This window comes from uncultured Castellaniella sp. (assembly GCF_937988725.1).
Classification (GTDB): domain Bacteria; phylum Pseudomonadota; class Gammaproteobacteria; order Burkholderiales; family Burkholderiaceae_B; genus Castellaniella.
On the sequence record NZ_CALKHS010000009.1, the window covers coordinates 571120 to 597743 of the forward strand.

The window sequence follows — 26624 nt, forward strand, 5'->3', positions numbered from 1 at the left end:
TGTTTTTTGGCATCGGACAAACGGCGGCGCCGGATCAGCCTTTCTTGCCTTCCGTGCAGCGCGGGCAGATGCCATAGAGCATCATGTGGTGGCTTTCCAGGGTGAAGCCGTTTTCCTTGGCGATGCGATGCTGGCGCTTTTCGATTTCGGCATCGGAAAATTCGACCACCCGCCCGCAGTTGGTGCAGATCAGGTGATCGTGATGGTCGCCGTCGTTGAGTTCGAAGACGGCCTTGCCGCCGTCGAACTGGCTGCGCAACAGGATGCCGGCCTGTTCGAACTGGGTCAGGACCCGGTAGACGGTGGCCAGGCCGATATCCACGTCTTCGGCGATGAGGGCGCGATAGACGTCTTCGGCGCTATGGTGACGGGTTTCCGCCTTGCGGAAGACATCCAGGATCTTCAGGCGGGGAAACGTCGCCTTCAGACCCATGTTTTTGAGTTCGATCTGATCATTCATGGTTCAAGTATCCTGGGTCTGGCCAAGGAAAGCAAATCGGCGCATCGGCCCGGCGGACAGGAATCATGGTCCCGTTCCGCGTGCGCCGATCTGAATTCCCTTTATGATAGCGGTTTTAGCGGCCGCGATCTGCCGGCCAGCCATCGACCACGGGGGCATTTGTGCGTATCCGAGCTAGTCATTTTTCCCGCCAGGCAAGCATTTGCCTGGCGGCCGGCCTGCTGACCATCGGTCTGGCCGGCTGCGGCTCCACCAATTGGGGCTTTCCCTATCGGGCCACGATCCAGCAAGGCAACTGGATCACGTCCGAACAGGTCGCCCAGCTGGAAGTCGGCATGACGCGCGATCAGGTCCGGTTCATCCTGGGCACCCCCACGCTGCAGGACGTCTTCCATGCCGACCGCTGGGACTACCCGTACTACAACCAGCCGGGATACGGCAAGGACGAACTGCGCAAGTTCACGGTCTGGTTCCAGAACGACCTGCTGACCCGCTGGGCGGGCGACGAACAGCCCAACCGCCAGCCCTTCCAGAAGACCGACAGCGGCAAGTCCGCCGTGCAGTCCGCCGACAAGGCGCGGTCCGACAAGGCCGGCCAGGATGCCGCGTCCCCCGGCACGAACAACGAGGCCGCCCCCAACGCCAGCATCTCGACCGACACGCCCCAGACCACGATCGAAACCGGCGTCCCGAACAAGAACAACTCCGACAAGGCGGAATGACCATGCGGATCGCCATCGCCGGAGCCTCAGGCCGCATGGGCCGCATGCTCGTCCAGGCCGTCGTGGAATCCTCGGACCTGACGCTCGCCGTCGCCCTGGATCGTCCGGGCAGCGAATGCCTCGGCCAGGACGCGGGCGGCTTCCTGGGGGTCTCCACCGGGGTATCGATCACCGACGACCTGCAGGCCCTGGCCCAGGCCGACTGCCTGATCGACTTCACCCGCCCGGAAGGCACCCTGGCCCACCTGGGCGTCTGCGCGGCCCATGGCGTGAAATGCGTCATCGGCACCACCGGCTTCGACGCCCAGGGCAAGCAGGCCATCCGCGCCGCGGCGCAGAAAACCGCCATCGTCTTCGCCCCCAACATGAGCGTCGGGGTCAACGCCACCCTGAAACTGCTGGACATGGCCGCCCGGCTGCTGAACAGCGGCTACGACGTGGAAGTCTTCGAAGCCCACCACCGCAACAAGGTCGACGCCCCCTCGGGCACCGCCCTGGCCATGGGCGAAGCCGTCGCCCACGCCTGGGGCGTGCAGCTGGACGAGGTCGCCGACTGGGCCCGCCACGGCCACACCGGCGCGCGCGAAACCGGCCGCATCGGCTTTTCCGTGGTGCGCGGGGGCGACATCGTCGGCGACCACACGGTCTACTTCTGCGGCACGGGCGAACGCATCGAGATCACCCACCGGTCCAGCAGCCGGGCCACCTATGCCCAGGGCAGCCTGCGGGCGGCGCGCTATCTGGCGCGCAAGGAATTCGGTTTGTTCGACATGCAGGACGTGCTGGCCAGTTGAACGACGACGCTCAGTCGAGAACGACGGGTTCCTGCTCCAGATCCACTCCGAACCGTTCCCGCACCGCCTGCCGCACCGCCTGCGCCAGGGCCCGGACATCCGCCGCCTGCGCCCCGCCGTGGTTGACGAGCACCAGGGCCTGGCGCTCATGCATGCCCACCGGCCCCAGCCGCCGGCCCTTCCAGCCGGCCTGTTCGATCAGCCAGCCCGCCGCCAGCTTCACCCGACCATCGGCCTGGGGATAGACGCGCAGGTCCGCGAAACACCGCTTCAGCGCATCCGCCCGGGCGGCATCGACCACCGGATTCTTGAAGAAGCTGCCGGCATTGCCCAGCACCGCCGGATCGGGCAGTTTGCGGCGACGGATGTCGCACACCGCATCGTAGACCTGCCGGGGCGTCGGCGCGACGCCCTGCAGCGCGGGATGGGCCCGCAGGTCCGGATAATCCAGGCGGGGAACCCAGGCCTTGGGCAGCGCGAAACGCACCCGCACGATCAGCCAGCGCCCCGCCCCGTCGCGCTTGAACACGCTGTCGCGATAGGCGAACCCGCAATCGGACGGCAGGAGCGTGCGCTCGCAACCAGCCTGCAGATCCCAGGCCACCACCGAATGCAGGCGCTGGTCCAGCTCCAGCCCGTAGGCACCGATGTTCTGCACCGGCGCCGCCCCCACCGTTCCGGGGATCAGCGCCAGATTTTCCAGCCCCGGCCAGCCCTGGTCCAGGCAATGAGTCACGAAGCCGTGCCAGGACTCGCCCGCCGCCGCTTCGATGATCCAGTGGTCCGCCGTGTCCCGCATCAACCGGATGCCCCGCAAGGCGACCCGCAGCACACGATGCCGGGGCTGCGCGCACATAAGGACATTGCTGCCGCCGCCCAGGATGAAGACCGACCCGCCCTGTTCCCGGCACAGGTCCGGCACGGCCGCCTCGTCATCCAGCACGGCCACTTGGGCCCGGGCGGGCAGGCCCAGCGTATTGCAGGGCTGCAGGGATTGTTCGATGAAGGCTATGGGCATGGCGACAGAGGAGCGGCCGGCGCGGGCGGGGACAAAGGCGTAAGCATACAGCGCGCGCCCGGCATCCGCCCTTTCTTCTGCATCGGGAACGATTTGACACGCCCGCGATCCGTGCCGTATAGTTCGACTCCTGCTTGATTTCGTATCGGCGCGGCGCTTGAAAAAGACGTCTTGCCAGTCTGAAGAAACCGCCAGCGGTTTGACAGACAGAAAAATACGACATACAATGCGTGGCTTAGCTGATCAGCTAAACAACGCGGGAATAGCTCAGTTGGTAGAGCGCAACCTTGCCAAGGTTGAGGTCGCGAGTTCGAGACTCGTTTCCCGCTCCAAGTTATGATCTACAGACTTCTACTGACGTCTGTAAGTCGTTGAAAAGAGGGGCTTCGGCCCCTTTTTTCATTCCAGCGAGCGCCACGGAAATCCACCCACAGCCAGCCTTTTTTAGGCGCCAATCTAGGCACAGGAATACGGGTGAGACGGCTTCCGGATAGTTGCTGGGGCTGAGCGGGAACCATGACGAGCATAGGGCCTAAGTCATCACTTAGGAGCCTCGAAATGGCACTCTCTGATCTGATCGTCCGGCAGGCCAAGACCGCCGGCAAACGCTACACCCTCTACGACAACGACTGCCTGAGCCTGATGGTCTCTGCCGCAGGCGGCAAGTCGTGGATCTTCCGTTATTGCTGGCTGGGCAAGCAAAAGCGCATGTCCCTGGGCAGCTATCCCGCCCTGAGCCTGCGCGAGGCCCGCGCGGAGCGGGACAAGGCCCAGGTCCTGCTCGCCAGGGGGATCGATCCTCAAATCGAACGCGATCAGCGCCGGCACGCAGCCAGGCTGGCGGGCGAATACACCTTCAAGAACGTCTTCGATGCCTGGGTCGAGCATCGCCGCAAGGAACTCAAGGAAGGTCGTCAGAGCACGCTTTCGCAGATCCTGCGCATCTTCAACAAGGACGTGCTGCCTACCCTGGGGAAGATGTCGATCTACGACATTCGTCGGCCCCAGCTCGTGGGCGTCGTGGCGGCGATCGAGAAACGCAAGGCGTTCACCACCGCCGAGAAGGTCCGCACCTGGTTCAACCAGATGTTCCGCTATGCCCTGGTCATCGCCGAGGGGCTGGAAGTCAACCCAGCCGCGGACCTGGACGTGGTGGCCGAGCCCAAGCCCCCGGTGGCCCACAACCCCTATCTGCACCTGCCCGAGCTGCCCGAGTTCCTTCAGAAGCTCCGGCGCTACAACCCCCGGGGCTGGCAGACCCAGCTTGGCGTCCGGCTGCTGTTCCTGACGGGGGTGCGCACGGGCGAGTTGCGCCTGGCTGAGCCTGAGCAATTCGACCTCGACCGCGGCTTGTGGATCATCCCGCCGCAGGTCGTCAAGCAACTCCAGGACGAAATGCGCAAGGCCGGCAAGCGGCCGCAGGACGTGCCGCCCTACATCGTGCCCCTGTCCCTGCAGGCCATCGAGATCGTGCGCTATCTACTGGGCGTGATGCGGCCGGCGCAGAAGTACCTGCTGTCGCATCGCAGCGAACTCAAGAAGCGCATCAGCGAGAACACCCTCAACAAGGCCGTGCAGCTCATGGGCTACGAGGGGCGCCTGACCGGCCACGGCATCCGCGGCACCATCTCGACCGCGCTCAACGAGATCGGCTACCCGAAGATTTGGGTGGACGCGCAGCTTTCGCACTCCGACCCGAACAAGGTCAGCTCGGCCTACAACCATGCCAAGTACGTGGAGCCTCGGCGCCGCATGATGCAGGACTGGGCCGACCGTCTCGACCTGCTCGAACAGGGCGAAGTCGAAGCCGCGAGCGCGCACCTGACCATCCGCATCGACGGGGTGCCGGCGATGGCGGAAGTGGAGGAAGTGGTGGGCGTGGCCCCCACGGCGGCCGAGCCCGCTGTCCCCGGCGTGCCGCCCGTGGTGGCCACGCCCATCGTCGTGACCCCCAACAGCGGCGGAATCACGTTCCAGCGGCTGTCGCAGGTGCCGCCGCCTCCGGTGCATGCCCCGGAGCCGGAAGTGTCCGCCATCCAGCGCGAGCGCGAGGAAATGCTGGCCATCTACGAGTCGCCGAACAATCTGCCGGTCCCGCTGTTCGGCAAGCTGGCCGGGAAGTCCAAGGACCAGATCAACCGCGAGCTGAAGGCGGGCAAGCTGCTGTCCATCAGCCTGGGCAACCGGGGGCAGCGGGTTCCCGACTGGCAACTGGTGCCGCTCAAGCACAAGCTGGCCCAGATGCTCATGAACCAGTGCCCGCACGCGGATTCGTGGGACCTGTACCGCATGCTGACCCAGCCTCATCCCGACCTGGGTGATCGTGCGGCTATCGATGCGGTCAAGCCGACCAACGTGCCCGCGATCATCCGGGTCATCATGGGCGACTACCAGCGTCATGAGGATGTGCCCGGAGCCATTGCCATGCGGCCCATCCCCGAGGATGTGCGGCTGAGCGTCCGGCGGCTGGTGGATAGCGCAGCGGTGTTAGAGGGGGCCTAACTTCGCGCTGGAACCTATGGTCGGGGTTGTTACCCCGGCCATAGGGGACGTCAACTATGCAGCCCCCGTCCTGGCAACTTGCAGCGCTCTACGCTCGAACCGGTCCACAACTGAACTGGTTTCTTCCTGGGGACGCTGCAAATACGTCACGATCTCGTAGGGGCCATCGATGAGCGGCCGCATCGTGATCCCCCATCTATGGGCATGCGCGATGCGCGATTGCGCGGACACTCCGACGCCATAGCCGGCCGCGACCCACGTGGCCAACAGGCCAAATGAAGTCACGTACTGGATGTTCTGCCGACCGGTCGGCAGGAGGTTGGAAAGCTGCTCATCCAACTTGGAGCAGATTTCCGCCTGCCAGCGATACAGCGAGTAGTCCAACAGATCGGCGATCGTGAGTGTCGCCCGGTCAAGCAAAGGGAACCGTCGAGGCACGGCAACGGCCATGTCTTCGATCCACAACGGCTGGATTTTCAAGGCTGCGTCGTTCGATGCCTGAACCGATAGCCCTGCGTCGTAGCGGCTCTCATGGAGTCCCTCACGCAGATCTTCATCTGAAACCTCGAAGAATGCGAGGGTGACATCCGGCTCTTCCGCGCGTTGCAGCGCCAGCAGTGCCGAGAGCTTTGACGACGGTACGCCTGGCGCTATGGCAAGCCTGAGACGGGAGAACTGGCCGGTGGCGTTGAACATGATGGCGCCGCAAAGGCGGCTAAGCAGGTCGAGAACAAGCCGACATGATAGTTAAGAGAGAACTTTAACGTCTATAACTTTAACGTGGTTAATTTCGGAAGATTGTTCGACGCTTCTGCTAATGCAGAAGCCCACTATTCAGCCAGGCCGCCCCTCTGGCACATCGACATATGAATCCGAGCCAGCGTTAGCCTTTGGGCAGGCCGTGCGCGCTGCGCGCGTCGCTCAAGGCATCGCTCAAGACGAGTTTGCATCTAGAGCAGGCATCTCGCGCTCGCACATGGGCAAGATCGAGCGCGGGGAGCACGTGCCCACGCTTCCTCTCATATTGAAAATTGCCATGGCGCTCGGAATAAGCGCTGCTGAATTGATGGCTGCAACGGAGCGCTACCTTGGCACCGGCGGCAACACCAATTCTTGAGGGTGACCGTCGATGATGGCGCTGTCAGCTACCCAGACTGTCACGTAGGCGGACGAGATCGCGCAGACGAACGATGAATCGCTCCAGCGAAGCCGGTGCGTCGCCGCCGCCGAGCCGGAGCAGATAGGTTGTGATTACTGCGGAATCCACCGCCAGAGGGCGGGTAAGCACATCTGGTCGTGAACTGATGGCAACCCTGGTCGCTGTCGTGAAACCGACACCAAAACCCGCGCTGACCAGGGTAAGCATCATCTCCAGCGAGGAGACGTGTTCGACCACATTCGGTTCGCGTTCCAGAAGCCGTAGAAGCCGAGCCAGTTCACGACAGTAACCTTCGCATACCTGTGGATCGCACAGTACGAGTGGGTGGCCGCCGAGTTCATGGAGCGGGACTGCCTTGTGGACTAGCAGCTCATGCCTGACTGGTACGGCGATCACCAGCGGGTCTTGCCAGATCGGCTCGGCAACGATGTCGTCGCCGACTTCGGCCGTGTGCGCGAACCCGATGGTGAAGTCGCCGGCACGCAGGCCGCGCAACTGCTCGGCCAACGGCACCTCGGACAAGCGGATCTCGATGTCTGGCTCTTCAGCGCGGCAACTGGCGAGAAAATCCGATAGCCAAGGATCGATCGCGCCATCGGACACTGCGATGCGCAGGCTGCCTCGCGAACCCGCTGCGACGGCCTTGGCATTCTCTCGTGCTTGTTCCAGGACGGCGAATAGTCGGCGAGTGTCTTGCAGGAACGCGGTACCTGCTGCGGTCAGCCGGGTTCCTCTACGGTCCCGGTCGAAGAGCAAGACGCCCAGCTCATCCTCCAGTTCCTTGATGGCCCGGGATAAAGGTGGCTGCTCGATATGCAGGCGCTCGGCGGCTCGGGTGAAATGCAGTTCTTCGGCGAGGGCGACAAAGCAGCGAAGGTGACGTAGCTCCATGAAGTGCCCCCGATTTCCGTTTCACGGCCGTGGTTCTGTGACAGACAACGGTTTGCAATCGAGGGCGAGATGAAGGGCGTCCTGGTTGCACAGTTCCGGCAAGCGCAACAAGCCATGTATTTCGCTTTGTTTGAACGCCTCCATCAGTTGCGAGAGCGCGGAGTGCCAATGCGATTTCAATTCACGTATTGCATTGTTTCCACGCTCAGTCAGAACAATTTCGATAACTCTTCGGTCATGCGTGCGATCCACACGCTCCTGCGCCGCTCTCTGGATCATGCCCTTCTTCTCAAGGCGGTCTAACAGCCTCGTCACCGAGGCTGAATCGACTTCCAGACTACGAGCCAAAGTGCTAGGCGTAGATGCCGGAGTGGCCGACACATGGTGTAGTGCCATGACCTGCACAGCGGTCAAACCAAACGGAGCAGCTACGCGATTCAGCACTTGATTTCTGGCTGTGGAAAGCCGCGTGATGGCTGTAGAAAGCTCCATCACCCGAAGGGCATCGCTTGCTTTTCCCGTTTCGGTTGACCCATTCGGCATCATGATCGGGAACGTTTACTGGTCGCTTCCTCACCGCGGCCGTAGGCACGCATGAATGTCACCACGGCTGCGTTTGCCCACTGGTCGATCTGCGCCGAGGAAGGCGCGGCATCCGGATGAGTCAGGCACTGAAGCTGAGGCTCACCCCGAACTAGATTGATGAACAGATTGGCGGCCGTCTCGCGGCCGATCTCGCCAAGATCAACCTCGCCGGATGCTGCCGCCTTGGAGAGTTGCTCGGCAACCAACGTCGTCATGACCTGCGGGCCGGCCAAGTAGAACGTCCGTGCGAGCTTGGGAAAACGCGGTGCTTCGCCAATCACGACGCGGAAGACAGCCAATCCGCTAGGTGAGAGCACGATGTCCAGGTAGGCCTTGGCCAACAGGGTCAACGTCTCTCGCAGCTTTCCCGGGTGGAATTCGATGCCATGCACCGTTTTCGTGAATGCCGCACATTCGGCCTCGATCACCGCAGTGAAGAGGGCTTCTTTGTTCGCGTAGTGCGCATACACCGTGGATTTGGACACGCCAGCCTCGCGCTGGATCATGTCGGTGGTTGCCGCGCTGAACCCATGGGTCAGGAAGATGTTGCGCGCTGCACGCAGGACGGTGAGCGCCTTGGCGTTCAGCTCGCCGTTGCTCGGCGGCGGGGCGGTCATGACTTGGTTGGTGCGTGGCATCTGCTTGGTCTGCTTGGTTTGGAAGTTTTGACACGGTGGCTTGATTTCGGTATAGTACCAAACCGCTCGGTACGAATCAACTTAGCCAACCATCTCACGGGTAGCTGCACTTAAGTAGTTGCTGAAATCCCCTATGAGCTGGTGGCCTAATTTTTGTCTCTATAGTAAACCGAGCGGTTCGGTACTAATCGCATATTGGATGAGCCTTCATGACGTCACAACCGCTGCTCTCACAACTGCTGCGACAAGCAGGCTCGGCGCTCTTCACGATCTCACTGGTCGGCTGCGCGGTTGGTCCTGACTTCGTGAAACCCGACGACAGGCTCGCAGCCGTCCAACTGTCGCCCAGGGCGGACTACACGCAGACTCAGGAAACATCCGCCGCGAACTTCCCATCTTCATGGTGGACGTTGTTCAACGATGGCGTGCTGACGGATCTGCAAGCCCGTGCGCAGGCGGGCAACCTGAACCTGCAGATAGCTTCCGAGCGCATCGAGCAAAGCCGGGCGCAGTTGGGGATTGCCTCCTCGCTGCTGCTGCCCAGCGTGGGCGCTTCGGCGGGCTATTCCCGCGAGGCCATCAGTGAGCACGGCAAGTTTGCCGCGTTGGGCGCACCGACGAGCGCGAGCGACTTCTGGCAGTTGGGATTCGACGCCAGTTGGGAACTTGACCTATGGGGCCGTGCGCGGCGATCGCGCGAAGGCGCCGCAGCCGCTTTCGAGGCCACGGTATATGAACGCGAAGCGGCACGGGTGGCCTTGTCCGCCGAGGTGGCCCGCACCTATCTCCAGTTACGCGGTACGCAAGCGCAACTGGATATCACCCGGCAGAACTTGGAGGTCGCCGATCGCACCCTCCGCCTTGCCGAGAGCCGTGAGCGCAATGGTGTCGCCACGCGTTTTGAAACCGCTTCGGCGCGCGCGCAACTGGCAACGGTCGAGGCGCTGGTGCCCGAACTGGTCCAGCGTCGCAACACGCTGATGAACGCCTTGGCACTGCTGCTGGGGGAGCAGCCGCGCGCCCTCGATACGCAGTTGCTTGAAGCGATGCCCTTGCCGTCGCTTCCTTCCAATGTGCCGGTGGGCCTGCCCTCCGAATTGGCGCACAGGCGGCCGGACATACAGCGCGCCGAAGCTCAACTCCATGCTGCGACGGCAGCCATCGGCGTCGCCAAAGCCGATTTCTACCCGCGAATCGGCCTGAAAGGCAGGGTCGGCGTCGAAGCCTTCGAGTTCAACGACCTCGACAGTTGGGATTCCCGGTTCTTCTCCGTCGGCCCGACGGTCTATCTTCCCATCTTTCAGGGCGGGCGTCTGAAGCAGCGCCTGGCGCTGAACGAGGCACGGCAAAGAGCTGCCGCCATTGCCTACCGGCAGACGGTGCTGCAAGCCTGGCATGAAGTAGACAACGCTCTCGATGCCTGGGCAGCTCAGCAGAACCGCCATACCGAACTGCTGGTTTCGTATGAACAGAACAAGCAGGCGCTGCATGCTGCCGAGCGCGGCTATCAGGAAGGCGCTGCCGACTACCTGAATGTTCTGGCCGCGCAGCGTGGCGTTCTTGCCAGCCAGACCAGCCTCAATGCCAGCGCCACCAACGCTGCGCTCACCCTGGTCAATCTCTACAAGTCGCTGGGCGGCGGCTGGGACCCCGACGCACTCACATCCGAACGGCAGGCCGGCGGCGATGCGCCCCTGACGACCACCGCGTCGTCGGCTACCTCGCAACCCAAGGTTGAGCAATGAGTGCCGCAGCGTTGCAGCCGACAGCGGCGCCGCCCGCACCCGCCGCTGCGGCAGCCCCTCCGAAGCGGGCGATTGCGGGGTTGGTCGGCATCCTCATCGCGGCCATGATGGCCGGCCTGAACAACCGCGTGGGCGCATTGGCCCTGGCGGACGTGCGCGGCGCGCTGGGCTTCGGCTTGGACGATGCCTCCTGGCTCACCACCGTCTATAGCGCGGGCGAAGTGATCGCCATGCCGTTTTCGGCATGGTTCGCCATCACCCTCTCGGTGCGCCGATTCGAGCTGTGGATGATCGGTGCATGCACTTTGTTGGCGGTGTGCATCCCCTTCATCCATGACCTCGATCTGCTGCTGGTCATGCGCTTCCTGCAAGGCATCGCCAGCGGCACGATGATCCCCGTGCTGATGATGGCGGCATTGAAATTCCTGCCGCCCCACATCCGGCTGCACGGATTGGCGCTGTATGCACTGACGGCCACCTTCGCGCCCAACCTTTCGATCTGGCTGGCGGGGCAATGGACGGATGGCCTGTTCGATTGGCGCTGGGTGTACTGGCAGATTCTTCCGCTCGCGGCGATTGCCGCCTTGCTGATCGGATGGGGTCTGCCCAAAGACCCCATCCAGACAGACCGTTTCCCGCAGGCCAACTGGCCCGGTATGGCTTTCGGCGTGCCCGCATTCGCCCTGATTACCGTCGCCTTGGATCAGGGCGTGCGGCTGGACTGGTTCAACTCCCCCTTCATCGTCGTCTCGCTGGTTGCTGGGCTGACGCTGCTGGGGGCCTATCTGCTGACGGAGTGGTATCACCCGACGCCGTTCATCAAATTGCAGATGCTCAGCCGCCGCAACCTGGCGCTGGGTTTCACCTTGTTCATCTGCCTTCTGGTCGTGCTGACCTCCGGCGTGATGTTGCCGATGACCTTTCTCGGGCCGCTCCAGAGCTACCGACCGCTTCAGATGGCACCGATCGGTCTGATCGTCGCGTTGCCTCAACTGGTCCTGGGTTCCGTGGTCGCGCTGTTCCTGTACCGGAAATGGGTCGATGCCCGATTCGTGTTCGCGGGCGGCCTGCTGCTGATCGCCCTGGCGTGCTTCCTTGGCGCGCAACTGACTTCCGACTGGAACCGCGACCAGTTCGTGCTGACGCAGACGCTGCAAGCCTTCGGCCAGCCCATGGCCGTTGTCTCGCTGCTGTTCCTGTGCACCAGTGTCGTGCACCCCAGCGAAGGCCCGTATGTGTCGGGGAACATCAACACGCTGCGCGCCCTGGGGTCGCTAATCGGGGGCGCGGTGGTTGGGCAACTCGTGACCGTGAGACAGCGGTTCCACGCGGAAATGCTGCTGGATCACGCCGCGTCCGTAGGCAACTCCGTTCCGCTTGTCCTGGAGCCCGCTCAACTGATGGGAATCATCGGCCAGCAGGCACTGGTGCTGTCGGTCGCGGATGCCTACCGCGTGCTGGGCGTTCTGGCGCTGGTGATGGTCCCCTTCGTATTGCGGCTGACCTACATTCCCGCCCCCGATTTGCAGCCCGCTGCCCCTCAATCCATATCGTCGTCCCAAGGATAGTTCCACCATGGCCATGCCGAAGAAAGCCAAGATCACCAGTGCCCTGCTACTGCTCGCAGTGGCAGTGGGCTGTGTCATTTATCTGAATCGCCCCGAATCCAGCGCATCGACCCAATCCACGGACGACGCCTATGTACAGGCCGACTTCACCCTCGTCGCCCCCCAGGTGTCGGGAGTGATCGGCAAAGTGCTGGTCGAGGAAAACCAGCCAGTGAAGGCCGGCGATCTTCTCGCCGCGATCGACGATAGGGATTTCATCGTTGCGGTGGACGCGGCCAAGGCACAAGTCGCTGCCGCCGAAGCCAGCGTCGCGGGGCTTGCCGCGCGCGTGGCACAGCAGGAAACCGCGATACGTCAGGCGCAGGCGGCCGTCGCGGTGGACGATGCAGAACTCAAATTGGCCGAGGCCAACCAAAGACGTTATCGGAATCTGGCCTCCGACGGATCAGGCTCGATCCAAGCCCAGCAACAGGCCGAGGCGCAGTTGGCCATTCGGCTGGCCAGCCGGGACAAGAATCGCGCGGGCCTGCAAGCGGCGCGGCAGCAGACGGACATCCTGAAAGCCGATCTTGAAAAGGCCAAGGCTGCACTTTCCCAGGCGCAGGCGGCGCAGGCCGCAGCGGAGTTGAAGCTCTCCTATACCCAAATCACGGCGCCCATCGACGGCGTGATTGGCCAGAAATCGGTGCGCGTCGGCGCATTCGTGAATGCCGGCAAGCCGTTGGTGGCGGTGATTCCGCTCGACGCGGTCTACATCACGGCCAATTTCCGCGAAACGCAATTAGCGCGTGTGCAGCCAGGGCAATCTGTGGACATCAAGGTGGACGCCTTGCCCGGTGCCGTACTGAAGGGAACCGTGGAGAGCCTGGGGCCGGCCAGTGGCGTCAGCTACTCGGCCGTCGCGCCGCACAACGCCACGGGTAACTTCACCAAGATCGTCCAGCGCCTGCCCGTGCGCATTCGCATCGACCCCGACCAGCCTGATGCCGCGAATTTGCGCGTCGGTATGTCCGTGACGCCGAAGATCCGCATCGGTGAATAGCGCCATTCGTCCAGCATGAGGAGCCATATAAATGAGGCAATACCGTTATCGCGTAACTGTGGAGCAGTTGACTGATTCGCATGGCATCCCCAGCGATCGCAAGCCTCTGCAATTTGAGGCCGGAAATCATGACGACATCATTTCCGTCGCGACGTGGCTTCGCAGCCGAGGTGACTTCAGTAGCCAGGATGACGCGGCGGCATTTGCGGTCGGGTTGAAGCTGTTGGCCGGGGCAATCCTGGCAAACAAGGAAAACCCGCTTCTGTCTTCATTCCTGCCGCATCTTTATCAGTTCGTGAAGGACCTGAAGGCTGGTTCCAAGACCGACCAATGATTCGGCGGCCCACGCAACCAAGGAGAAGAAAGGACGCTTGTCCAGATGACGCCTTGTCCATACACGGCAGGAAAGTCGGCCACATTGAGGGCATGCAACGGTGAGGTGGATCCCGGCATAGCCGCCGGACGCGGTATGCGCATTCTCTTGGCCTTGGCTATAGGTGCTCTGCCGGCTGTTTCTGCGGCCCAGGGCCGCTTTGCCGACGCGAAGCTGTATGTCCAGGCCGGAGCCACATCTTTGCAAGGCGACGCAACGCACGCAATGAACGTGGGCGTGATGGTGCCTTCTGGCCTCTTCAAGGGCATCAGTCGTGATGCTGGTCCGCTGACCCTGCATTGGGATCTATGGGGTGGCCATTGGAGGTCGCACCATGCTGATGGCACAACAGGGGGCTATTCCCAGCTCGGAGCCCTGATGGCTTGGCGCTACCAGCCTGCAGGGCCGCAATCTCCTTGGTTCTTGGAGGCAGGCCTGGGAGGGAGCGTCTCGGACGGCCTCTACAACTCAGGGCAGCGTCGATTCAGCACGGCCTTCCAATTCACGGAAGTGCTGGCAGTGGGCTACCGCTTTGGGCCGGCAAAGGCCTATGAGGTTTCCTTGCGTGTACAGCATTTCTCGAATGCCGGCATCAAGAAGCCAAACCCAGGTGAGAACTTCATGTTCTTGCGTCTCTCTCTTCCATGGTGAACGCGATGGTTCCCATCCGTTCAGGCTGATGTCCCTGAATTTGCTCCAACGCCGAGTTGCTTGGGCCATCGTCGTTATTCCGGCGGCGGTTCTGTGTTCCCTGTCAGCGCGCCTCCAATGCGGCGCGCTACTTCGGCTTTATAGGCGTCGATGTCAGATATTGGCCTCGAACGAAGTGATCGACGGGCGGCCACGCCGAGGCGCTTCCCACGTCGGTTCCAAGCATCTGGTTGGCGAGTTGCGCCCAGGCTTCAGTTACGGGATGGGCCGATGGACGGTCACATATCTGATGGCATGGCGCGGTGCCGAGTTTTCCACGCCTGACATGCCGAACCCGCCGTCGGTCAACTACGCCAGCATCATGCTCGTCTATGAGTGAGTCAGCGTCCACGGGGGCCTGCGATGGCACACATTAAGCCAGTCACTAGCGTTGAAAAGACGGCGCTGGTCCTGTCCGGAGGCGGCGCGCGCGCTGCCTACCAAGTTGGCGTGTTGCAGGGCCTGGTGAAGTTGCGCCGCGAACGTCTGGGCGACGGGGCGCCCAACCCATTTGGCATTCTCTGCGGCACTTCGGCAGGTGCAATCAATGCCGCCGCTTTGGCCTGCCGAGCAGACTCCTTTGATGCGGGCGTGGAGACAATCGCCGCAGTTTGGCGAAACTTTCGCGCTGATCAGGTGTATCGCACCGATGCGCTTGGTATTGCCCGCAGCGGCGCACAGTGGCTGAGCGCGATTTCGGTAGGCTGGATGTTGGCGCGCTGGCGTAAAGAAGGGCCACGTTCGCTGCTGGACAATGAACCTTTGGCCGAGCTGCTGCGACATTGGGCGCCGCTGGAACTGCTACCGCGCATGCTGGCCGAGCGTCATCTGCACGCGCTTGCGCTAGGCGCGTCCAGCTACACCAGCGGCGAACACCTCACTTTCTTTGAGGCCACCGGCGACATGACGGGCTACGAGCGATCGCAGCGGCTGGCCGTACCCATGCGACTGGGGCTGGAACACCTGCTCGCTTCGGCGGCTATCCCCTTCGTATTTCCAGCACAGCGTATCGAGCATGCGGAGCACGCCGGCTGGTACGGCGACGGCTCGATGCGGCAAACCTCACCGATCTCGCCGGCCATCCATCTCGGTGCGCAGCGTATGCTCATCGTTGGTGTCGGTCGGCTGCATGAACCGCGTGGGCGAATCGTGCGTGATGGCGGTTATCCGACACTGGCTCAAGTTGGTGGGCACGTGCTGTCGAATGTCTTTCTCGATTCGCTCGCGGTGGACATCGAGCGTATGGAGCGCGTCAACCGTACCCTGGAAATGATGACGCTGGGGCAGCGCCTGGCCACCTCACTGCGGTCGGTGAAGGCGCTGGTGATAGCGCCAAGCGAGCGCATTGACGACATCGCGGCTCGGCACCAAAAGCACCTGCCGCGAACAGTGCGCGCGCTGTTGCGCGGCGTGGGTTCGTCCAGCGCGAGCAGTGACCTGAGCGGTTCCGCTCTGGCGAGCTACCTGTTGTTCGAGGCTCCTTTCACTCAGGAGGTAATGGCGCTGGGTGAGCGCGACACGTTGGCACAACGGCAGGCAGTCTGTGATTTCTTCGGGTGGCTTTGAGGCGTGCGCTTCACTCCTGGGCGAGATGCCTTCAGGAACAGCGCTGGCAGACCATTTTCAATGGTGGAGGGACAAGTAGGGATTGTTAGGAGGGACGTCATGTAGCAGCCGAGACGGCTCTTCGAGCAAATAGCCATGCAAGCGCCGCGTTTTCCTCGGGCCGGTGACTTCGCAGGTCCAAATGTTCAGCCCATTGGAGTGCTTTCGGTGCAAACCCAGCTTCTCGAAGCGCTTCTGAACCCACTGCCAATCCTGCTGGCTCTCCTGCCTGGCCAGCGTACCTACCTGCGGGTGCTCCTGCGCATACCGCTGGAACACGCCTGGGCTGACCAGGTAAGCGGTGTCGCTGACGGTATGTACAAGGGCCTTTGCGTCGTTGATGATCAGACGCCGCGAGGTTATGCCATTTTGCAGCCACGCCATGAAGTGCTCGCCAGACGGCTGCGCAGCCGTCGGCGCAGGCGCTGGTGACGGAGGCAAAGGCTTGGCCAGGGGCGGCGCAGGTGTTTCAGGATCTGTGGCAGGCACCTCGCCCGAGACGGCTTCTGCATCCAGTCGACCGACAGGCAAATCATCATCCATTCCCACCATCGCCAGCATGTCTTCCATGACATCGGGCGCGGCTCGGGCGTCGGGTGGGTGAGCCGGGGTAGCGCCGCCGGCGTCCTCCCAGGGAGGGGGCTGCTGATCTTCGGAGGGGGGCATCGCCGCGATCGCTGGCGTTGGCACCGAGGCATCGGCATCTTTGTCTGCCGGCGTCGTGTCGATCGCCACCGTTCCGGCGAACGACGTTGGCCGCTCGCCAGGCTCCCAAATGAGCGCCGGCGCAAGTCGCAACAGGGTGAACGAGTGGGACCAGCCGGTGGCACTGGTTACGGTGGCGCGCCAGATCGCCTTGCCATCGGGCGTCGGCTGCAACATGCCGTGGTCTTGGAGCGCGTTGAACACTGCGGTGTTGTTCGCAGGGATGCCATCGACGCCCTGGGACAGCAGGTGCGCGCGGAGCTTGTCGGAAACGGTCTTGCTCACCAGCCATAGCGCATCGTCCGTGAGCCAGCCATCGGAGGCTTCGGGCTGGTTCAGTTTCAGCTCTTCTTTGAGCAGGTAGCGCAGCCCGTTGACCAGCTTGCGTTGGAGCGAGTGCTTGGGTGCAGCCATGGCGCGCGCGGGATCGCCGCCCAATTCCTGAGCGACGGAGGCGCGGTCAGCTTGCACGACCAGTTCGCCCAGCACCCCGGCGTGCTCGTACTGTCCGGCCAAGACGTAGAGCAGCGGCGCCCACAGGGACGGATAGCCGCTGAGCCAGTCCAGCAGATCGCGATCGAGCAGTTGCCGGTAGAGCAAGCCTGTCGCGGCGCTATGGAGCCGGTACTCGCGATCCTCGCGGTAGCGGAAGCGGTACGGCTGACACAGGGGGCCGTGCCACGGGTGCCAGGCGCTGCCGTCGGCCAGTTCGACATGCAGATCGACCGCCACCTTGCCGATGTCATGGAGCAAGGCGGCATAGGCGACGGCCGCAGTCCAGGCTTCGGCCTGCGCCGCCTGGTCTTCGGGGCTGGCCCCGATGGGCAGCAGATGGGACTGCCGCAGCTTCAGGCTGTAGGCGACGATTTCCAGGCCATGGTCGAGCATGCCGCCGAGGTATGCGTGGTGGTGCGCTTCGGAGGCCGGGAAAGCCTGGACCAGCTCGGCGTAGCGCTCCAGTGGCGTGCGGTACAGGGTGGCGAACTGCTGGCGCGAAAGCGAGGTGCGCTGCCAGATGTGCTCCATCAGCTTCTGCCGGCGCGGGGTGGCCAGCAGCGATGCGGCCGACTCCGGCCGCATCAGCCCTTTCGGGAGATCGACGGCGGGGGCTGGCGACGGCGCGGCAGCGACCGGGGGCCGTTTTCGCTGGAACAGGGAGAGCATGTCGATGTCCTGATGGTGGGCCGGGCGGGAGGCCTTTTGGCCTTTTCGAGGTAGGGCCTTTCCCCTTGCACCCCATTCCCTTGCCGTTTCGACCCTTTGGCCTTTAACCGTTTCGGTATAGCGGGGCCTGGGCTGCGGCTCCAGCGTCAATGTGGAACCCGCACGAATGGATTGGACGGCGACCTGGTGCTGGCCCCCGGCCTATGCTGCCGGGACGCTACACCACACAGGTAGGCTCCCACTCAGGCGACTAAGTTGACAAAAGCGACAAAGGCGACTAGAGTGAACCCTGTCTCAAACCTACCTGGGAGCTGACCATGCCCACTGCGATCGAATTCATTGCCGACCGTCTGCCGCGCGTCACGGTGGAGGATGTGCGCCGTTTCGCCGATACCGTCGAAATCCGGGATGCCCCGGCTTTCGCGGCCGAGTTGCAGGCGTTCATCCACGAGCGCGTGGAGGCGGTGACGCTGCCCGCCAACCTGGAAGGTGAAACGGTAGCGCAGGCCTTGCAGCGCAAGGCGGCCACGTTGCGCGCCGACACGCGTTGGGCACCGACTGAAACCGACGTCCAGCGAGGCCGCGCCGTGCTGCTGGAAGCCTTCAACCAGCCGCACAACCTGCCGCCCGCCGAGTTCGCCAAGCTGGCGGACAAGTCGCGCCAGCAAATCTACAAGGACATCCTCGCCCGTCGTCTGCTGGCGCTGAACGTGGGGCCGCGCGGCCAGAAGCTGCCCGACTGGCAGCTCGACCCGGTGAAGCAGCAGTTGACCCAAACCGTGCTTCAGGAGGTCGAGGGCATCGACCACTGGACGATCTACCGCGCGCTGTCCGAACCGCTCGAAGGCCTGGGCGGTCGCTCGCCGGTGGATGCGGTGACGCATGGCACGATCGATGACGTGGCCGAGGCCGTGTTCAACGTGCTGGGCGTCCAGGTGCATTGAATCGAGACCGCCATGAGCCACGAGCTGCCTTCGTTCCTGATCGATGCCGGTGAACTGCTCCAGCATGTGAGCCGCGTCGTCTATCGGGGCAGCCCGCTGTACTATGGCCGCAGCAGCACGAATCGATACGATGACCCGGCGGGAACCTACGGCGTGCTCTACCTGGGGCGCGACCTGCCCACGGCGCTGATGGAGTCGGTCTTTCACAAGCACCAGTGGCTTGAAGACACGAAGCGCTCCATTGCCCTGAAGGAAGTCCAGGCCCGGATGGTGCGCGCAGTAGGCGTGCTGGACGACGTGCTGCTGGCCGACCTCACGGCGCCGGGCGTCATGGCGGGCCACTTCGGCCTGAACCTGGAGCAGTTGGCCAGCCGCGACTACACGCACACGCAGCAGGTGTCCGCACAGGTGCATGCGATGCTCGGAGACGACAGTGAGCCGCTGTTCGACGGGGTGCTCTACCCGTCGCGCAACAACTATCCCGCCAAGAGCATCGCCCTGTTCGAGCGTGCGGGAGCCAAGATCAGCGTTGTCGAGGACATCGACCTGGTTGACCATGTGGACTGGCCGCGGTTCGTTGCCACTTACCGCATCGGCGTGGAACCCGATCCGGGCCCGGTAGAGCCGGAGGACGAAGCGTCCTGAAGCGGCAAGAAAGCGCATTGAAGCCTCAAACCGAATGAATTGGAGCAAACTGGAATAGGCATTCCTCAGCAGCAGGAGACGACCATGAGCACGACGACCCGCACCAGCACCGCAGAACGCCTCGGCCGCGCCTTCGGCCGCGGATGGCGTGCCTATGCGCGCGGCGAACGGCGGGCGTCGAACTGGTTGGTGTCCAAGGGCATGCCGCGAGCTGGCGCTACCGCGCTCGTGTGGGTAGTCAAGCTGGCTGTACTGGGGGTGCTGCTCTACGTTGCGTTTTGGTTCGCACTCGTGCTGCTGGGCGTTGCGGCGGCGGGATGGGCCGCTGCTGCCAATACTTCGGATGAAGACGAGTGGCCTTTCACCGACCTCACCGAGCTGCGCAAGACGCCGGGCTACGATCCCAACCTGTACAACGACACGTCGCACGAGTTGTACACCGACGACTGACCGGCCTCGTGCTATTTCAGCTTTCCTCCGGTGAGCGCCCCGGCACCCTTGCCGCCAGCTTGGCCGGCGCTCTTACTGCCATCGGAAAGCCCCTGGATGACGTGCCCGGCCCGAATCCCAACCCAGGTAAGGCTCGCCAGCCAGAATCCCGGCAGAACCAGGAACATCGTGCCCATGACGAACATCAGGAGCATGTCGCCGAAGGCGTTGTTCAACCCCACTAGCGGGTCAAAGTTGGTGTGCGGCCGATTCCAGCCAAAGCCCCAGCCATAAAGCGCGTCCAGAATCGTTGAATCGATCCAGCGTGCGAGCTGGAACCAGAAGTCCGTGAAGAACAGCGCGAACTGCACGACGCTGACGGTGACGACCGTCTTCAGGTCGTAGGTGCCCACAACCAGCACGAGCGGGATGCAGATGACCAGCGCCATCTTCAGTAAGGCGAGGATCATGGGCAGGGATTGGCGCACGACATCCATGGCGGGAAACGCGGCAATCGCGCCGACTGCCATCCCGACGTCGCCCGTGGCGCGCGTCACGATGTTCGGCAGGGTCTTGTCGATCTGGCCGCCGTAGTCCGTATAGACGCTGCCCTGGTTCAGCTTCTGCTGCCGGGGTGACGCGATGGCGCGGATCACCGAATCGTCCACCTCGGCCCGGCTGAGGAACCCGGCCCAGCCCGCTAGGCGATTCAGCAGGCTCGGGTCCACCTGACCCAGCAGGCGTGCCCGCAGGCCGTTGCTGCCGTCTGACCACCACTGCCTGCAAGTCGGGTAGCCGCCACCATTGGCAACCTGCGCGAGGCCAGCATCGCGGGTGTCGTCGTAGGGCCATGCCTCGCGCGCCGTGCTGGAGCGGTAGCTGTCGTAGTAGCCACCCGTGTCCGTGAAAAAGCGCGAACCGATCCAGGTTACATCGTGCATCTGCTGCTCATCGAGATCCGGGCGCTGCATGAACAATTTGGCCCGCGCAGGCCCATAGCAATCCCGCGAGAAGTCCGCGACCTCCTGGGCCAGTACCGGGTCGTCAATGCGCGTCGCGTCGATCTCCATCCTCATCTGCCGCAGATCCGTACCGCACGGGATCGCCGCTACCGAGGCGCTCGTGACGGCGCGCGAGAGCGCGTGCATGAAGGCCCACCAGACCGGCACCTTCGCCGACTGGTTGTTGACGGTGCTGAAGGACTGCGACCACCCGGTTTCCGTGGGCTGCGGCACGCTGACTTGGCATTGTGCCGAGCGCGAACTGTCGTACTGGATGGTGCTGAGGTCCACGTCGATGAACGGAATGCCGGCGAACATCACCACCACGATGGCGACGAAGACCCGGTTCTCGATGCGCGCAGCCGAGAGCACCCCCTTGTTGCCTTCGTCGGCGCCTTCCGCACGGGCCTTCAGCCACTCCTGCACGACGATGGCGACGAAAGGCAGCGCGAACACCCCGCTGGACACCAGCACGGCCCAGATGCCGTTGTTGACGATCCAGGACACGAGGGTGAGGTAGTACTCCAGGTAGTCCGTCGTAAAAAGCGTCATGGCCCCGATCTCCCCTCAAGCGGCCTGCATCAACAGGCTGGCTTCCAGCGCGACGATGGCGACAACGCCGGCGACCTCGGTGCGGATCAGCCGGCGCCGCGCCTGCCCATCTGTCCCGCTTTGGTCTTCGCGGGCCAGCACCCGGCGGCGCATCCAGAACCATCCATAGGCCGTTGCCGCGTACACGCACAGCCGCCAGATGAAGAAATACCCTGCGGAGGCCGCCAGCCACCGTTCCCAGCCTGCAACGCTGCCGACCAGGTAGATGCCCGCGACGTTCGCCCCCACGGCGGCGGCAACGATCAGCACCAGCCACAGCAGCGTCTTCGCCGCGCGCCGGCTGAACAACCAGCGCAGCGGCCGCCAGGCCATGCGCGCCGGGCTCATGGCCGACTCCCCGGATTGCCCTTCTGGAGCTGGTCGAGACGGTCCGGCACAGGATCGCCCTCGTAGATGCCGCGCGAGCCGGCCGCGCGCGCGCCGTGGCGCTGGATGATCGCCATGGGCGAGTTGTTCGCCAGCTCGCGCCGCAGCTCCAGTTCGGTCTTGAGGTTGCGAATCTCACGGTCGAGCGTGTCGCTCTCGTGGTTCACCGCCTCAACGGCAAGCTCGTTGGCCGCGACGTTGGGCTCCTTCTTGCCCGTGAGCAGCGTGCGCTGCAGCAGCAGCGCTTTCTCCAGCACGGACGCCAGCGCGACCTCGGACGCCAGGCGCTGCGACAGCAGGTGCTGGTCGGGCTCGTCGCGCAGCGCCTCGATCACGCCGCGCGTGATGGGCAGCGACGCACTGCCGGCCTCGCGCAGGTTCTCGGGCGTCGTGTTCTTGGCCTTGGTCACCAGGTCCTGGAGCGCCTGCAGCTTGGCGTCGTACTCTTCCTGGATCAGCGGCGTGAGCCCGACGCCTGGCGTCGTCTCGGTCTTGGTGCAGGCATCGCACGTGCGCTGCTCCTTCTCGCCGAGCACGCGCGTAGCCCACTCGACGGCGGCCTGCGGCGAGGCCCAGGTCTGGCACGAGAGGCTGCCGCAACTGGCCGGCGCGATGGACGAGGTGTCGGTCACGCCGCGGCCGTTGACCAGGTTGTAGCCGGCGCGGGTGACATCGCCGACGACCTTGATCGCGGGCTGGCCGGAGCCGCCCGCGTTGCTGCCCCCGACCCACGGCACGCCGTCATTGCCGCGTCGCGTCTCGGCTTGCTCGATGGCCGAGACCGCATCCGTGCTCGACACGGCATCGCGCAGCGCCAGCCCTTCGGCCATCTGGCTCCAGCCGAGCTGGCCGCCCGCCGTTTCGGCCATCTTCTCGGCCATGGCACGGCACGTCAGCTTGCTGCGGTCGAAATCCAGCCGCGCCTGCAGCACGCCATTGGTGAGCAGGTTGTACAGACCGGGATCGGCCCGCTGGATGATCAGCGCGGGCAACGATGCCACCGCACTGGTGGCACTCTGGATCACCGACGACATGATTTGCTGGAAGCCGTTGGTGATGCCGTTAAGTTGGTTCTTCAACGTGGTCTGGATGCTCATGTCGCCGCAGATCAAGTTGCTGTTCCAACCCACGCCGACACCGAGAGAGCGCATGCCGGCCGCACGGCCCATCGACACGGCGTTGCCGCCACCGATCGAGTACATGACGTCATCGCCGATGACACTGCCGCTGGTCTGGTAGCCCAGTTGACCCCAGGCCACGCCGCTGCCCAGCGCGAGTGCGCCGGCCAGCGCCAGGACGATCTCCGTGCGACGTGCCCGGCGGGAGAACGGATTGAGTGCAGGACGGAACTTCATGGCACCACCTCAGAGGAAATCGACGCTGCCCAGGAACACCTGGCCCCGGCGTTCGCAGCAGGCATACGGCCGCCACAGCGCCCATGCGTAGTCGCCTTGCTGCGCCTGGGTCAGAAAGCCGCTGCGCGGGAAGACCGTGCAGGACGAGGACAGGACGGGTGTGAGTTCTTGCCACTTGCCGGTGGAGGCATCGCCCTCCATCAGCGCGCCGGCCGGCCAGTAGCCGTCGCGGGAGTTGGCAAGCAACGGCTGATAGACGTGGATCTGCCCCCGGCGAGTGACCACATCGCCCGCACGCTGGGCCACCACTGCGCCGGCCTTAAAGTCGTCGGTCTGGTGCAGGAAGCCGCCGCGGGGGTACACGTTGCCCCAAAGGTTCATCGTGGTGCGTGCGCCAACCTCGCGCCGGCCCGGAATCAGCGCTTCCGGGTAGGCCATCTCGGGCACGTTGTAGCGCCAGGCCAGCGTATCCAAGGTGCTGAGCAGATATGGCATGAATGCCGTGCCCGCGCCTTCGCAGATGTAGCCGGACGATGAGGCGAACTCGCTGAAGACCAGAGTACCGGGGTGGCCGATCACGTCGGCGTTCTTGAACTTGGCGAGATTGTTCTCGTGGTCCTCGTTGGTGGTCCCATCGCCGCCGGCTTCAGCGGATGCGTTGGGCGGGCTCATCGACTGCACCTCGACCCAGGGGTTCTCGCCGGTGTTGCTGTAGCTGGAAACCACCGCGTCGGGAACGTAGTGGCGCACTTTGGTGGATGTGCGCACGGTGCAGCCCGTCCATGTGCAATAGAGCCAGTAGCAGATGCCGACGACGCGGTATTCGAGGCAATCGGGCGATGCCACCGAGCCGACGATGGTTGCTGTATTGAGGGCGTAGCTGCCCGTGGTGCTGAGCAGCAGCAACGAAGCCACGCCAGCGCGCAGGCGGCGCATCAGGTCGAATGGTCGGGTCACGGCTGGTTCCTCCGGTGCTGCTCGATGCGCGCTACAGCGCGAGCCACGTCCGGCTCGCCATAGACCACATAGCGCCTGTCCACCACCACGGCCGGGAGGCTGGTGACGCCGAGGCTCCATGCGTCGGTGACGCCTTGGTATGCGGAAGCGATGCGTCGCTGTAGATCGGCACCACCGCCATTCAGCCGGCGCTTGACGATGGCCGTCGCCTGTTCGGGGTCGGTGGGCAGTTCCGCAGAAAGCTCCGCTTCAATGCGGTGGGATTCGTCCAGCTCGATCAGCCGCTCGCCACCCATGGTCTTGACCGGGTGGCGGCTGTCGGTGACGACCACCACGTCGGCGGCGAAGGTGGCCGGGCTGAAAGCGGCCAGGGCAGCCGGCAGTGCAACAGCCAGGCCGAGGGTTCGCCAGCCTGGCGCGAACCGGGGAAGAGATGCTGGCATGTCGCGTGTCCTGAAGTTGATCAGGGCTATAGTCAAACGCGAACCCGAGGCAGCCCCAACAAACAATGCGCATCACGGACTGCCCGCATACCTGCTTGTTTCGCGCCGACGAAAAAGCGGAGGCCGAAGCCTCCGCAGTGATTGATGGAGTGGTAGCGGTACGGCCTCTAGGGCCATGGACTACCGGGGTACATGCACGTCGTCGGCGGGCTTCTCGGTAGTGGACGCGGCGCTGGTGTCGTCAGCCGCCAGCATGTCCATGGCCGACAGCAAGGCATCGCCCTCGATCGGCCCCTGCAGCAGGATGGCCTGGCCCGTCTGGCGATCGAGCAGGCGCAGAGACGGCGTGGCGGTTACGCCGCTATTTGTGGCTTCCGCGGCCTGGGCGCGGATGGCCGCGTCGGGGCGCTCGCTCGCCATGCACTGTTCGATGGCTGAGTTTGTTTCGGGGTAACGCAAGCCATCGGGCAAGCCCTGGCCGTCGCTGCGCGTGTGGGCATAGACCCATTCGACCGCCTGCCAGAACGCCGCATGCCCGCCCGCTTCGGCGGCGCACTCGGCCAGACGTGCCTCGGCCGACGCGGCAGGCTCGTGCGCGGCCAGCGGCTGGTGATGCCATTGCAGTGCGACGTCGGTGTTGTTGCCGACCCACCGCTTGAGCTGCGGGAAGTACTCCCGGCAGAACGGACATTCCAGGTCGGCATAGAGCGTCAGCGTGAAGCGGCCTTCCGGGTTGCCCATCTGCCAGGGTGGCCCAGCGACCTGCGCCGTGCTGACCGGCGCGGGCGACGGCGCTGAGGATTCTCCGGGCGTCCGGGACACCAGCCAGATCAGCAGCAGCGCGACCAGCGCAGCAGCCAATACCCAGGGCCAGCGAGGCCGCCAGCGGCGACGGCGGAACGCCTGGACCTGCATCGGAATGGAAGGACGTTTCTGTTCCATGGCGTTCTCCGGTTTACGACAGTTCCAGGGCCGGCGACTCGATGCCGCGGGTCTGGTCGATCTTCTCGGCCACCTTGAAAGCCGCTTCCAGTTCGGTGCAGCCGTACTGTTGCATGAGCTGGTAGCGTTCGGCCTTCTCCTCGGGTTCTGTCTGCGCGAGGGCGAGGTACAGGCTCGGCGGCACGGCGCGGAACAGCACTTCCATGCTCTTGGAGAGGATGACGCCTTCGGTGAATTTCCCCGCCTCTTTGCGCGCCGAAAGCATCAGCGCCTTCTGCGCGGGCGAGAGTTCGCGGAACCGCGCGATCTTCTCGACTTCATCGGGTGGCATGCTGAGACAGATCCACCACTCGATCATGTTGAGCATGGGCTCCGCGGCGCGCGGCAAGTCGTCGATGTTCTGCGTCGCGAGCCAGAACCAGGCCCCCAATTTCCTCCACATCTTTGTAATTTTCACGACGTAGGGCGCGAGCAGCGGGTTCTTCGTGATGATGTGGCCTTCGTCGGTGACGTTGATGATCGGGCGGCCCAGGTACTGGTCGCGCTCGGCGATGTTGTTCACCGTGCTGATCAGGCTGATGTAGGCGATGGAGAGCTGGGCGTTGTAGCCCTCCCGTGCATAGGTCGCCAGATCGACCAGGGTGATGTCGGCTTCGGGCCACGGCGTGCCGTCGCGGTCGAACATCTCGCCGTCCGTGCCTTGGCAGAACATATCCATCGCGTCCGCCATCTCCAGCAGCCGCACGCGCCGCATTTCGGGCAGCGTCGGGTCCTGGCCGCGGGTGCGCAGCGCGTTGCGCACGTCGCGCGTGAGCACCGTGCGCTTCTCGGCCACGCAGTGCTCGGCGGCGTCGAGGATGCACTGGCGGATCAGCGAGCGGTCGGCCCGCGTCATCCGGGCTTCTTCCTTGTCCTCGCCGCCCGTGATCATCAGCCGCGCCGTGATCTCCAGTTCGCCGAGCACGTCGCGCTGCTCGTCCGCCTCCATAGCCGAGGCGTCCGGGGGCAGGTCCTCGTCCAGCGCATCAGCATCGAGGGTCTGCACGTCGCTCGGCGTTTCGATCAGCCGGCGCGCATCCGCGAACGGCGCGAGGCTGATGCCGGAGCTTGGGGCCAGCTTGACCCGGTTCACCGTTAGCCCGAGCCTGCGTGCGAAATCGCTGAACAGCCCGAAGCTGTTGCCGGCCTCCACGATGAACAGCCGCGGGCGGTATATCGCCGTGACCTGGTTCAAGAGGTTGTTGAGCGTCGCTGACTTGCCCGAGCCGG

27 protein-coding genes and 1 tRNA gene are annotated in these 26624 nt (G+C 64.0%); 14 read left to right on the forward strand and 14 right to left on the reverse strand.

All coding sequences use genetic code 11. The annotated features are described in order from the left end of the window. Positions 1 to 34 precede the first annotated feature (34 nt). Complete coding sequence (gene fur, locus Q0263_RS10235; protein WP_298015667.1) at positions 35 to 460, reverse strand: ferric iron uptake transcriptional regulator; 426 nt, start codon at positions 458 to 460, stop codon at positions 35 to 37. A 206-nt stretch (positions 461 to 666) separates the two neighbouring features. On the opposite strand from fur, the gene Q0263_RS10240 reads away from it, so the two are divergent. Both Q0263_RS10240 and dapB read left to right on the forward strand, forming a co-directional pair. Beyond that, positions 667 to 1182: an outer membrane protein assembly factor BamE gene (locus Q0263_RS10240; protein WP_298015703.1), complete on the forward strand. Its 516-nt coding sequence runs from the start codon at positions 667 to 669 to the stop codon at positions 1180 to 1182. 2 nt (positions 1183 to 1184) lie between these two features. Then, on the forward strand, positions 1185 to 1976 hold the full coding sequence (dapB, locus tag Q0263_RS10245) for a 4-hydroxy-tetrahydrodipicolinate reductase (protein WP_298015668.1): 792 nt from the start codon (positions 1185 to 1187) through the stop codon (positions 1974 to 1976). Between the two features lie 10 nt (positions 1977 to 1986). On the opposite strand, the gene murB is transcribed toward dapB, so the two are convergent. After that, the gene (gene murB, locus Q0263_RS10250) at positions 1987 to 2994 is read right to left on the reverse strand and encodes a UDP-N-acetylmuramate dehydrogenase (RefSeq protein ID WP_298015669.1); all 1008 of its coding nucleotides are present in this window, start codon (positions 2992 to 2994) and stop codon (positions 1987 to 1989) included. A 256-nt stretch (positions 2995 to 3250) separates the two neighbouring features. Between murB and Q0263_RS10255 the strand changes: the two genes are divergently transcribed. Together Q0263_RS10255 and Q0263_RS10260 are read left to right on the forward strand one after the other, a co-directional pair. After that, positions 3251 to 3326 (forward strand) — tRNA-Gly (locus Q0263_RS10255). Positions 3327 to 3552: 226 nt separating this feature from the next. Next, complete coding sequence (locus tag Q0263_RS10260; protein WP_033448740.1) at positions 3553 to 5496, forward strand: integrase arm-type DNA-binding domain-containing protein; 1944 nt, start codon at positions 3553 to 3555, stop codon at positions 5494 to 5496. A 54-nt stretch (positions 5497 to 5550) separates the two neighbouring features. Here the strand turns inward: Q0263_RS10260 and Q0263_RS10265 are convergent, their stop codons facing one another. After that, positions 5551 to 6192, reverse strand: a complete 642-nt coding sequence (locus tag Q0263_RS10265; RefSeq protein ID WP_033472216.1) for a LysR family substrate-binding domain-containing protein — start codon at positions 6190 to 6192, stop codon at positions 5551 to 5553. Between the two features lie 121 nt (positions 6193 to 6313). Between Q0263_RS10265 and Q0263_RS10270 the strand changes: the two genes are divergently transcribed. Beyond that, a complete protein-coding gene (locus tag Q0263_RS10270) occupies positions 6314 to 6613 on the forward strand; it encodes a helix-turn-helix transcriptional regulator (RefSeq protein WP_033472219.1) in 300 nt (99 codons plus the stop codon). A 24-nt stretch (positions 6614 to 6637) separates the two neighbouring features. Here the strand turns inward: Q0263_RS10270 and Q0263_RS10275 are convergent, their stop codons facing one another. The 3 genes from Q0263_RS10275 to Q0263_RS10285 are packed head-to-tail and all read right to left on the reverse strand — an operon-like array spanning position 6638 to position 8748. Beyond that, positions 6638 to 7546: a LysR family transcriptional regulator gene (locus Q0263_RS10275; protein WP_033448743.1), complete on the reverse strand. Its 909-nt coding sequence runs from the start codon at positions 7544 to 7546 to the stop codon at positions 6638 to 6640. A gap of 21 nt (positions 7547 to 7567) precedes the next feature. Then, positions 7568 to 8092, reverse strand: a complete 525-nt coding sequence (locus Q0263_RS10280) for a MarR family transcriptional regulator (RefSeq protein WP_060433537.1) — start codon at positions 8090 to 8092, stop codon at positions 7568 to 7570. After that, entirely contained in the window at positions 8089 to 8748 is a 660-nt protein-coding gene (locus Q0263_RS10285) for a TetR/AcrR family transcriptional regulator (RefSeq protein WP_050450503.1), read from the reverse strand. The genes Q0263_RS10280 and Q0263_RS10285 overlap by 4 nt, the downstream gene beginning before the upstream one ends. Before the next feature lie 230 nt (positions 8749 to 8978). On the opposite strand from Q0263_RS10285, the gene Q0263_RS10290 reads away from it, so the two are divergent. The 6 genes from Q0263_RS10290 (at position 8979) to Q0263_RS10315 (ending at position 15753) form a co-directional block, all read left to right on the forward strand. Then, complete coding sequence (locus Q0263_RS10290) at positions 8979 to 10514, forward strand: efflux transporter outer membrane subunit (RefSeq protein WP_033472221.1); 1536 nt, start codon at positions 8979 to 8981, stop codon at positions 10512 to 10514. After that, positions 10511 to 12082, forward strand: coding sequence for an MFS transporter (locus tag Q0263_RS10295; protein WP_033472223.1), 1572 nt, complete (start codon positions 10511 to 10513; stop codon positions 12080 to 12082). Before Q0263_RS10290 ends, Q0263_RS10295 begins: the two co-directional genes overlap by 4 nt. Before the next feature lie 7 nt (positions 12083 to 12089). Further along, positions 12090 to 13124, forward strand: a complete 1035-nt coding sequence (locus Q0263_RS10300; protein ID WP_033448750.1) for an HlyD family secretion protein — start codon at positions 12090 to 12092, stop codon at positions 13122 to 13124. A gap of 31 nt (positions 13125 to 13155) precedes the next feature. Beyond that, on the forward strand, positions 13156 to 13458 hold the full coding sequence (locus Q0263_RS10305; RefSeq protein WP_033472225.1) for a DUF3861 domain-containing protein: 303 nt from the start codon (positions 13156 to 13158) through the stop codon (positions 13456 to 13458). A gap of 135 nt (positions 13459 to 13593) precedes the next feature. Then, positions 13594 to 14148, forward strand: coding sequence for an acyloxyacyl hydrolase (locus Q0263_RS10310; RefSeq protein ID WP_158386241.1), 555 nt, complete (start codon positions 13594 to 13596; stop codon positions 14146 to 14148). A 402-nt stretch (positions 14149 to 14550) separates the two neighbouring features. After that, positions 14551 to 15753 carry a patatin-like phospholipase family protein gene (locus tag Q0263_RS10315; RefSeq protein WP_033448754.1) on the forward strand — a complete coding sequence of 401 codons (1203 nt, stop codon included), beginning with the start codon at positions 14551 to 14553 and terminating at the stop codon, positions 15751 to 15753. Positions 15754 to 15810: 57 nt separating this feature from the next. On the opposite strand, the gene mobH is transcribed toward Q0263_RS10315, so the two are convergent. Continuing rightward, positions 15811 to 17661, reverse strand: coding sequence for a MobH family relaxase (mobH, locus tag Q0263_RS10320; RefSeq protein ID WP_033472227.1), 1851 nt, complete (start codon positions 17659 to 17661; stop codon positions 15811 to 15813). A gap of 317 nt (positions 17662 to 17978) precedes the next feature. On the opposite strand from mobH, the gene Q0263_RS10325 reads away from it, so the two are divergent. The 3 genes from Q0263_RS10325 to Q0263_RS10335 all read left to right on the forward strand — a co-directional run bounded on the left by Q0263_RS10325 (position 17979) and on the right by Q0263_RS10335 (position 19700). Then, positions 17979 to 18605, forward strand: coding sequence for a hypothetical protein (locus Q0263_RS10325; protein WP_033448759.1), 627 nt, complete (start codon positions 17979 to 17981; stop codon positions 18603 to 18605). A gap of 12 nt (positions 18606 to 18617) precedes the next feature. Then, positions 18618 to 19250, forward strand: a complete 633-nt coding sequence (locus Q0263_RS10330) for an RES family NAD+ phosphorylase (RefSeq protein WP_033448761.1) — start codon at positions 18618 to 18620, stop codon at positions 19248 to 19250. 84 nt (positions 19251 to 19334) lie between these two features. After that, positions 19335 to 19700 (forward strand): DUF3742 family protein, encoded by a 366-nt coding sequence (locus Q0263_RS10335; RefSeq protein ID WP_033448763.1) that lies wholly within the window; start codon positions 19335 to 19337, stop codon positions 19698 to 19700. Between the two features lie 11 nt (positions 19701 to 19711). On the opposite strand, the gene Q0263_RS10340 is transcribed toward Q0263_RS10335, so the two are convergent. The 7 genes from Q0263_RS10340 to Q0263_RS10370 all read right to left on the reverse strand — a co-directional run. Further along, positions 19712 to 21232, reverse strand: a complete 1521-nt coding sequence (locus Q0263_RS10340; protein ID WP_033472231.1) for a conjugal transfer protein TraG N-terminal domain-containing protein — start codon at positions 21230 to 21232, stop codon at positions 19712 to 19714. 15 nt (positions 21233 to 21247) lie between these two features. Next, positions 21248 to 21619: a hypothetical protein gene (locus tag Q0263_RS10345; protein ID WP_033448768.1), complete on the reverse strand. Its 372-nt coding sequence runs from the start codon at positions 21617 to 21619 to the stop codon at positions 21248 to 21250. Further along, complete coding sequence (locus Q0263_RS10350) at positions 21616 to 23013, reverse strand: integrating conjugative element protein (RefSeq protein ID WP_033448770.1); 1398 nt, start codon at positions 23011 to 23013, stop codon at positions 21616 to 21618. Before Q0263_RS10350 ends, Q0263_RS10345 begins: the two co-directional genes overlap by 4 nt. A gap of 9 nt (positions 23014 to 23022) precedes the next feature. Beyond that, positions 23023 to 23970: a TIGR03756 family integrating conjugative element protein gene (locus Q0263_RS10355; RefSeq protein WP_033448773.1), complete on the reverse strand. Its 948-nt coding sequence runs from the start codon at positions 23968 to 23970 to the stop codon at positions 23023 to 23025. After that, positions 23967 to 24413: a TIGR03757 family integrating conjugative element protein gene (locus Q0263_RS10360; protein WP_033449051.1), complete on the reverse strand. Its 447-nt coding sequence runs from the start codon at positions 24411 to 24413 to the stop codon at positions 23967 to 23969. The genes Q0263_RS10355 and Q0263_RS10360 overlap by 4 nt, the downstream gene beginning before the upstream one ends. Before the next feature lie 180 nt (positions 24414 to 24593). Further along, a complete protein-coding gene (locus tag Q0263_RS10365; protein ID WP_033472233.1) occupies positions 24594 to 25355 on the reverse strand; it encodes a DsbA family protein in 762 nt (253 codons plus the stop codon). Positions 25356 to 25368: 13 nt separating this feature from the next. Further along, positions 25369 to 26624: conjugative transfer ATPase (locus tag Q0263_RS10370; RefSeq protein WP_298015670.1), on the reverse strand; the 1256-nt coding region annotated here is incomplete at its 5' end.

Coding starts and splice junctions, on each gene's coding strand:
- fur (WP_298015667.1), bottom strand. CDS start 460: ATGAATGATCAGATCGAACTCAAAAACATGGGTCTGAAGGCGACGTTT.
- dapB (WP_298015668.1), top strand. CDS start 1,185: ATGCGGATCGCCATCGCCGGAGCCTCAGGCCGCATGGGCCGCATGCTC.
- murB (WP_298015669.1), bottom strand. CDS start 2,994: ATGCCCATAGCCTTCATCGAACAATCCCTGCAGCCCTGCAATACGCTG.
- Q0263_RS10260 (WP_033448740.1), top strand. CDS start 3,553: ATGGCACTCTCTGATCTGATCGTCCGGCAGGCCAAGACCGCCGGCAAA.
- Q0263_RS10265 (WP_033472216.1), bottom strand. CDS start 6,192: ATGTTCAACGCCACCGGCCAGTTCTCCCGTCTCAGGCTTGCCATAGCG.
- Q0263_RS10270 (WP_033472219.1), top strand. CDS start 6,314: ATGCAGAAGCCCACTATTCAGCCAGGCCGCCCCTCTGGCACATCGACA.
- Q0263_RS10275 (WP_033448743.1), bottom strand. CDS start 7,546: ATGGAGCTACGTCACCTTCGCTGCTTTGTCGCCCTCGCCGAAGAACTG.
- Q0263_RS10280 (WP_060433537.1), bottom strand. CDS start 8,092: ATGATGCCGAATGGGTCAACCGAAACGGGAAAAGCAAGCGATGCCCTT.
- Q0263_RS10285 (WP_050450503.1), bottom strand. CDS start 8,748: ATGACCGCCCCGCCGCCGAGCAACGGCGAGCTGAACGCCAAGGCGCTC.
- Q0263_RS10290 (WP_033472221.1), top strand. CDS start 8,979: ATGACGTCACAACCGCTGCTCTCACAACTGCTGCGACAAGCAGGCTCG.
- Q0263_RS10295 (WP_033472223.1), top strand. CDS start 10,511: ATGAGTGCCGCAGCGTTGCAGCCGACAGCGGCGCCGCCCGCACCCGCC.
- Q0263_RS10300 (WP_033448750.1), top strand. CDS start 12,090: ATGGCCATGCCGAAGAAAGCCAAGATCACCAGTGCCCTGCTACTGCTC.
- Q0263_RS10305 (WP_033472225.1), top strand. CDS start 13,156: ATGAGGCAATACCGTTATCGCGTAACTGTGGAGCAGTTGACTGATTCG.
- Q0263_RS10310 (WP_158386241.1), top strand. CDS start 13,594: ATGCGCATTCTCTTGGCCTTGGCTATAGGTGCTCTGCCGGCTGTTTCT.
- Q0263_RS10315 (WP_033448754.1), top strand. CDS start 14,551: ATGGCACACATTAAGCCAGTCACTAGCGTTGAAAAGACGGCGCTGGTC.
- mobH (WP_033472227.1), bottom strand. CDS start 17,661: ATGCTCTCCCTGTTCCAGCGAAAACGGCCCCCGGTCGCTGCCGCGCCG.
- Q0263_RS10325 (WP_033448759.1), top strand. CDS start 17,979: ATGCCCACTGCGATCGAATTCATTGCCGACCGTCTGCCGCGCGTCACG.
- Q0263_RS10330 (WP_033448761.1), top strand. CDS start 18,618: ATGAGCCACGAGCTGCCTTCGTTCCTGATCGATGCCGGTGAACTGCTC.
- Q0263_RS10335 (WP_033448763.1), top strand. CDS start 19,335: ATGAGCACGACGACCCGCACCAGCACCGCAGAACGCCTCGGCCGCGCC.
- Q0263_RS10340 (WP_033472231.1), bottom strand. CDS start 21,232: ATGACGCTTTTTACGACGGACTACCTGGAGTACTACCTCACCCTCGTG.
- Q0263_RS10345 (WP_033448768.1), bottom strand. CDS start 21,619: ATGAGCCCGGCGCGCATGGCCTGGCGGCCGCTGCGCTGGTTGTTCAGC.
- Q0263_RS10350 (WP_033448770.1), bottom strand. CDS start 23,013: ATGAAGTTCCGTCCTGCACTCAATCCGTTCTCCCGCCGGGCACGTCGC.
- Q0263_RS10360 (WP_033449051.1), bottom strand. CDS start 24,413: ATGCCAGCATCTCTTCCCCGGTTCGCGCCAGGCTGGCGAACCCTCGGC.
- Q0263_RS10365 (WP_033472233.1), bottom strand. CDS start 25,355: ATGGAACAGAAACGTCCTTCCATTCCGATGCAGGTCCAGGCGTTCCGC.